1 protein-coding gene is annotated in these 349 nt (G+C 41.0%); it reads right to left on the bottom strand.

Annotated features, from left to right (window positions below):
* Nucleotides 1–62: 62 nt before the first annotated feature.
* On the bottom strand, nt 63–349 hold a 287-nt coding region (locus AC4J95_RS21225), incomplete at its 5' end, for a transposase domain-containing protein (protein WP_494551558.1).

Here is a 349-nt window from a genome sequence, read left to right as displayed (position 1 = left end):
GTAAGTGCCTAATCACTCGGTACCTACACACCAAATAACCTAAGCCCTATAATGGACTTAAGCTATTTGGTGTTTTTTGTATATTTTTTGGAACAGTTTTTTTGAGCCAGAGGCATCCAAGGCAACAGTTCGTCTAATGCTTCGTCAGATAGATACTCCAGATTAGGAATCCGATCAAATAGATACTCCAAATACTTCACTGGATCAAGACCATTCGCTTCGGCTGTTCGATACACGCTTAGAATGATCCCCGAAGTCCGTGCCCCTTCTAAACTACACGAATGCATATAATTCTTGCGTCCAATTACGAGCTCTTTTATTTGGCGTTCGGCTAAGTTATTACTAAGCT

The sequence above is a fragment of the Enterococcus sp. GPZ-007 genome (assembly GCF_059374735.1).
This window is presented reverse-complemented; position numbering and strand designations above follow the sequence as displayed.